The organism is bacterium (genome assembly GCA_037131655.1).
In the GTDB taxonomy this organism is placed as follows: domain Bacteria; phylum Armatimonadota; class Fimbriimonadia; order Fimbriimonadales; family JBAXQP01; genus JBAXQP01.
In genome coordinates, this window is the sequence record JBAXQP010000148.1 from 1 (window position 1) to 6,930 (window position 6,930).

Consider the following 6,930-nt stretch of genomic DNA (forward strand, 5'->3'; position numbering starts at 1 on the left):
TTTCATTCCTGCGCGATCGAGGCCGGCAGTAATTTTCTCGATACTTTCGAGGTTCTCATTAATTGGGTCAAGTCCTGCATTAGTGACCAACCTGACATAGCAAACACGAATATTTCGTTCTTTCGCAGCGCGCACAAATCGGTCGACTATATCTGGTTCTGTGAGGGTATCCCCTTCAGCAGAGGAGACACTGTGCACGCGGACGGTTTGAAGCGGTAACAAATTAGTTAATTTCGCATCGCCTGCCTGCTTCCCAAACTCGATAGCCCCATAGTTAATGCCGAATTCCTTCATTATTTCGGAAGTTTCTTTAATCGCATTTCGTGCGCCTAACATCTGATTACCAGAGAAAATAACGGTTCTTATTCTAAGATCGTGAAGTTGGCTAAGGGTGAAACGAATTATTGACGGGACATCGCCGAGTGAGTTTGAGACACGTCCGAAAGGTTCAAGTTTTGACTCAAGAACAGTATGCACAACTAAAGGATCAACTCCAAGACTTAAGTTGCTGATTGCTAGATAGGATGCAGGAACATAAATACGGCCGCTTGGTAAATCGAAAACAGTTTTAGTTTCGGAAGAGATAGTATCTGATACTTTCAACTTGGCTTTAACTGCCAATTCACATCTTTTCGAGATTTCTATGGGGACTTTTAGAAAAGTTACTCCTGGTACTTTAGGATTGGGAGCTTCCATCCAAATTGTGCCATTAGCTACCAATGACGCAATAGTATCTTCAGGAACTGCAACGGCGCTTATTCCGTTTGTATGGAACTGCTCCATTAACCTTTCAATCGATTCGCCGGATACTCCTGATAACTGCTGTAACTCAGTGTAGTCTATCGTCAAAGCCACTGAGCGGTTGCGCATTTCTATTCGGTATCGCTGTAAACCTGCATAGGCGGCGAACAAGCCTGAGATAATCAGCAGTCCGATAATAATTCGTTTGTTCATAGGTTGCTCATTCCTTAGGAGGAAGCACGGTACGGTCTTCTTCAATTTCATCAACATTTGGGCTGCCGGTGCAACCTTACATGTTTCGTTTTAGTATGAATACGCCAGCCAGGAAAATTATTGCAGATATCATACCAGCGATAAAACCACCGATATGCGCCAAATATGCAACTCCTGGCTGGAAAGCTAAAAGCTGTAATAGGAACCATTGTCCGAGAACAATTACAGCAGGCAGCTCACCCGGCAAGAAAACATAAAACAGAGGCCAAATTCCCCCGATAGTTGCTTTAGGGAAGAGCAGCATGTATGAACCCAAAACTCCGGCAATCGCTCCGCTGGCTCCGACAGTTGCAACTGCAGGATCTGAGGAAATTAGTAAATGAAGCGATGCTGCTGAAACACCCCACATTAAATAGAGAGTTAGAAATGCGGTGCGTCCGTATCTTACTTCTACCCTGTTGCCGAAAAGCCATAGGTACCAAATATTGCCGATAAGGTGCCAAAGGTTGGCATGCATAAACATTGAAGTGAATAAGCTTAACCAAACCGGCCGCGGACTGCCTACTCGAAGTAAATCACCCGTGAACTCAATCGGCATAAAGGAGAAGAAGTTCGAAAAGTGCAGAGAAGGTGCAGCAAATGGGTTGAATTTGCGGCTGACAAGAAAAATACTTGCGTTTATAATAATAAGCGCGACAGTTACTATCGGAAATGTTTTACAGGGGTTGTCGTCGCGGATTGGAATAAACATACATAATCCTCTTGTGTAAGTTTAGCACGCGTGTGGTAAATCTGACTATAGTTTATGCTTCTTTCGAAGGTTTATTGATCGGCTTGTTGTATGCTGTCAACTCTGACAACCATTACCGTGCAGTTATCGCTTCCGCCATAATCGAGCGCTTTTTGCACCAATTTTACGCTTGCAGGTGAGGGAGCATTCTGGCTAATTATTTCTGCGATTTCCGCTTCAGACAAGTGATTGGTGAGACCATCTGAGCATAAAACGAAGAGATCCCCCTCTTTCAAAAGCTCTTCATAGACATCGACTTCCACTGTCGCTCCTGCGCCGCACGCTCTGGTTATTACGTGTGCAAATGGGCTCATTGAAGCATCCTCTTCGGTCATCAAGCCACGATTGACCTGTTCGGCAACCCATGTATGGTCAAGCGATACCTGCCGTATTTGTCCCTCCCGATAGAGATAGCAACGGCTGTCCCCTACATGAGCGATATAGGCGGTCGATTGGCAAAGGAGGAGGGCGGTGACGGTCGTTCCCATCCCTTCACGTTCGCGGATGGTCTGGCCGACTTCATAGATATAGCGATTAGCCTCTTGAATTGCTTTTCGCGCCGCATCGACAGGATTGGCAGTAATAGGGCCGAAATATTCGGAGATAAAAGTCTTGCAAGCGAGTTCGCTGGCAATCTGGCCGGCAGCATGCCCACCCATCCCATCACAAACCATGTAGAGTTTGCCGCGAGCGGCGAGCAGCTCAGATTCGTTAGGTTCGTAAAAATCAAACTTGTCTTCATTATGATCGCGAACCTTCCCCAAGTCAGTCTTAGCGCCAAAAGTAACCTCTGGGAAAACCTCTAAAGGAGGAATCTCATAAGGTACTAAATCAGAACGTTCAAAACGGGCTGTTATTTCTTCTTCAATAAGAATAGGTTTCCCACAGCTTATGCAAAATTGCGCTTCGTTAGGGTTTGCCTTGCCGCATGACGAGCATGTCATTGATTGTCACTCTCACCCGCTAGTGTATCTGTATCTGATTGCACTACATGATCGGGCGAGACAACAGGTTCGAATTGAACAGCAAAAAGGACTTGCCCGAAAGTAACTTTATCTCCGTCTTTAACTTGAGTTCTGGCATTTTGCGGTAATGGTTCCTCGTTGAGTTGTGTCCCATTGGAGCTGCCTATGTCGGTGACATAAAGTTCGTTGCCAACCAGTTCGAGTGTGCCATGAAAGCCTGATACATACGGATTTGCGATGACTATATCGTTATCAGGTTTCCGCCCAACAGTGCTGCTGCCGGGCTTGATTTCAAATACCTGATTTAAAACCGGATCAGATAAATTGGTGATCGTTACATTTAGTGATGCGGCAACAACTTGAGGGGTTGATTCTTCAATTGATTGAGGGACAACAGCTTCAACAAAAGGGATCTCCGGCTGAACTTCCGGAAATGAAACGACTGGCGTTTCAACTGTCGGGTCAGGAAATGGAGCTAATTCCGGTTCAGTTACAACTACTTTGGCCTCAGCAACTTCTTCAGGAATGTTCACCACTAATGCAACACCACCGAACTCGATTTTTGCACCGGAAGTAAGTTTGACCCTTTCGCCGGGTTTGACTTGTTGACCATTTACTTTTGTGCCATTGGTACTGCCGGGATCCTCAATAGTGATTTCAGTATCGGTAACTGTTATTTGAGCATGATGTCTAGAAACCCGAGAATCTGCAAGGAGAACATCTGCATTCTCACGCCCGACTGAGTTGGTTCCTGGTTTAAGCAGGTACTCACGTCCCCAAATCACATCAGTAAGCCTCGGAACGCTCTGTACTTCTGAGGGCATCTCTTCAGAGACAGCGCTGTTTAGTAAAAAGCCGCATTCCGTACAATACATCTCACCGGGGGGAGTATGCTGTTTGCAGACAGGACACTGAACAGGCGTAATCGCTTGAGTTGTGTTAGTCTGTGGAGCCATTAACTGAGTGCGATCAGCGGCAATCACCGTTGCTTCAATCGGTTCTTGCACTTGCGCTATCACATCTTCAGGAATATCGGGCAAATCAAATCCGTGTTTCTCCATTTTGTTCACCTATATCTTAACTTCGTTTCTGGGTTTTGCCTTGTTCTAGTGTTAATTTGGTACCGATAAGGGTTTTTTCAACATTGCCGACATCACCGCGTTGGAGGTCTCTAATGGCTTGCGCTACCTCTTGAGCTTCCATAGTCCGGCCTTGTGAAACCAGTAACTGTTGTGTTTTTTGAAGCTCCAGCGCCATTGTTGCGGCGGAAAGTTGCTGGGTCTTCATCCCCATCATCGTGCGCTCTAAGCTCTTGGATGCTTGAGCTACTTCGACTTCTTGAGCAACCCGTGGGTCTTGAGGAATGTTTAACTTGAATGTATCCGAAGTGAAATCAATCACCACATCTTGCACGACTTGTTCCTGACGGTTTGTCACTGAATCCTCATAGGTTAGGGTGGCTTTTGCTATTCGGAAAGTGCCAACAGGGTGATTGGGGAATTCCAATTCCATCACCGTATCGACCCGGCTTCCGCGTTCAAGATCAACCAGACCAATTTCAAATGAGCGCCCAGTCATTGGCACTTGATTATTATAGACTTGTCGAATTTGAACCCATCGTGAGAAATCAAGCTTGAGGCGAAGATTTCGACCGACAACCGTCATCATCCTTTCGAGTTCTTTTCGGAAGACTTCAGGAATAAGTTCCGGTCTTTGAATGTAATAATAGTTGCCCCCGCTTCGTCGGGCGAGACCTGCGATAAGTTCCTCATTATATTCCGGTCCAAAACCTAGCGCCGTACAAGTAACCCCATTATCCTTTTTTGTAGCTACTACGTTCACTATTGAATTAAAATCTTTAATTCCAGCAGTTGGTTCTCCATCAGTGAGCAGCAATAATCTGGATAGTCTGCCTTCGTTAGGGACAGAAAGCAATTGCTGAACGCCGAGTGTCAAACCATCGAAGATATTAGTTGTATTGCCGGGTTCAAGCCGTTAGTTGTGTTCTTTAACAAGCTGCTTATTGACCACACGGCGCGGCGGCATCAGCACTTCCACTGTTTCTTCGAAGGTAACGATTGAAAGCACATCATTGGGGTTTAATAAGTCAACGACATAACCGCATGCTTGTTTGACATAGTTGAGAGGCTCTCCTTCCATCGAACCGCTTCGGTCAATGACCAGGCAGAGATTTAATGGTAGACGACCGGCTCCCATTGTGGCACCGCTTGCGCTAACTTCGACTAGATAAGCTTCGCGAGCTGGTCCATTTGCGGCTGCGACTGGTCTTCCAGGGATAACTTGAAGGCTAAGCGCCCGCCCTCCGACTTCGCTACCGGGAACCATCTGTGTTCGCCCAAGGTCATCAACAAATGGTTGCGCTCCACCAGGTACCGCTTGGGTGCGATTAGGATCGGGTATTTTATTCGGGTCAAATCGCTGCGTCTGTTCCATCGTTATCTCCTACGGTTTGTTTCAAGCAACCCTAAATGAAGTACTTCCTACACGAATTGTATCGCCTGGTTTGAGTGGTTGGCGGCTAATTTGCAAACCATTAACAAAAGTGCCATTGGTACTTGTTTCGTCGTAAATTGTTAGCTGTCCCGATTCTATTGATATTCGAGCATGAAGTCGGCTTACGGTCGAATCATAGGTCATCGCAACTTCGTTGGTCGCTTCTCTTCCCAATGTAATACCGGATAGTGAAATAGGGAAGCGCTTTCCCGCCAAAGGGCCATCTACAGCGGTTATAACTACTGAATCGGCCTGTGGGACGACTGTTGGTTCATTTATCATCCCAGGGGCTGGTGCAGCTCCAACAGTACACCCGCAAGCTCCCATCACATTTTTCTTCTCACCACAGAATGGACACGCATCGGGAGCAACCGGTATCGGTTTAGACTGCGGTGATCGTTGAACATCCTTCACCGCAACTTTATCTCTGCCCACTTTTTCGTGGAAGACAAGATTAAAGCTGCCGATAAATATCTGGTCGCCATCTCGTAGATAAGATGATTGAATCCTTTGCCCATTAAGCACGGTACCTTGAGGAGTACCGTTATCTACGAGAGTATAAACTTCTCCCTGCTTTTGGATTCTAGCGTGTTGTGGTGTGACATTCATGTCACCGAAAAGGGGGATATCCGAATTCTCAGCTCGACCGATAGATGTGACTTCCGTATCTACAATAAATTCTTTGCCTTCATTGCGTCCTAATACAACACGAACCCACGCCTGCTTCGCTATCATCTCAATCAGCCCAATAAAGAACCCAATGGCACCGCCCATAATAGTAAAACCGATCGCTCTACTGAAAATGCCGATTTCTCCACTGCCATTCGAAAAGTTATTTGGATTGAGCATGTATTGAAAATTTACAGTTAATTGGCCAATGATGTTGAATAGAAACCCACCTATAAATCCGCCGATCGCACCACCAATAGCTCCTTGAAATGCACGTTTACTTGAACGTGCTGCAAGACCTTCAGCAAGTCCTAATCCAGCCCCAAAAACAGTCCAAGCAAACCCGCGTGCAAAGAGTTGCCAAACAAAACTAGTAAAACCTAGACCACCCTGGTTCTCAGTACCACCAAGCAAGGCAAATACCGTGGAACCAAGAAATATTCCAACTGGTCCGCCAATAAGTCCTGCTAAAGCGCCAAGAATTCCACCTTTCCATGTTTGGTACATGGAACCCTTAGCCCATCCACTTGCCAAACCGATTAAACCGCCAATACAGATACCGACGATAACTCCGGTAAAAAAGGTATTGATATAACCTTGATATACGCTGACGTTAGGGTCACTTAAATGTAACATATCGTGGATCGCCCAACCAAGCAATCCACCCAGTCCTCCGGCTATTAGTAAGTAAAAAAGTCTAGAGATCATATGTTTGTTTCTAATGCGAAGTTCGCGCTATCCTTCCAGCTTAAACTTACTCATCCCAAACTGAACCGTATCACCAGGGCGAACTACACATTCTCCAGTAATTTTTACGTCGTTTACGAATGTGCCGTTACTGCTTTCGAAATCTGTTAGCGTATATGCGCCAGCTTGACGCGCTAGTTGGGCGTGGCGGCGGCTTATGGTTGAGTCATTATTGAGGGTGACGGTATTACCTGGCTCCCTGCCGATTGTTACGAGATCATCGTTCAAGTCGAATGATGTTCCGGCATAGCTTCCTTGAAGGCCGAAAAGACGCGGTTTACCCGTTGAGCT

At 46.1% G+C, this 6,930-nt stretch carries 6 protein-coding genes and 1 pseudogene; all 7 read right to left on the reverse strand.

Going from position 1 to position 6,930, the window contains the following annotated elements; all coding sequences use genetic code 11:
* Positions 1-954: DUF5693 family protein (locus WCO51_07960; protein MEI6513194.1), on the reverse strand; the 954-nt coding region annotated here is incomplete at its 3' end.
* Between the two features lie 76 nt (positions 955-1,030).
* Complete coding sequence (locus WCO51_07965; protein MEI6513195.1) at positions 1,031-1,705, reverse strand: rhomboid family intramembrane serine protease; 675 nt, start codon at positions 1,703-1,705, stop codon at positions 1,031-1,033.
* Between the two features lie 71 nt (positions 1,706-1,776).
* On the reverse strand, positions 1,777-2,688 hold the full coding sequence (locus WCO51_07970) for a Stp1/IreP family PP2C-type Ser/Thr phosphatase (protein MEI6513196.1): 912 nt from the start codon (positions 2,686-2,688) through the stop codon (positions 1,777-1,779).
* Positions 2,685-3,770: an FHA domain-containing protein gene (locus tag WCO51_07975; GenBank protein ID MEI6513197.1), complete on the reverse strand. Its 1,086-nt coding sequence runs from the start codon at positions 3,768-3,770 to the stop codon at positions 2,685-2,687. Before WCO51_07975 ends, WCO51_07970 begins: the two co-directional genes overlap by 4 nt.
* Before the next feature lie 16 nt (positions 3,771-3,786).
* Positions 3,787-5,163: pseudogene (locus WCO51_07980) on the reverse strand (VWA domain-containing protein).
* A 21-nt stretch (positions 5,164-5,184) separates the two neighbouring features.
* On the reverse strand, positions 5,185-6,600 hold the full coding sequence (locus WCO51_07985) for an FHA domain-containing protein (protein MEI6513198.1): 1,416 nt from the start codon (positions 6,598-6,600) through the stop codon (positions 5,185-5,187).
* Between the two features lie 27 nt (positions 6,601-6,627).
* Positions 6,628-6,930, reverse strand: a 303-nt coding sequence (locus tag WCO51_07990; GenBank protein MEI6513199.1) for an FHA domain-containing protein, incomplete at its 5' end; no start/stop codon positions are given.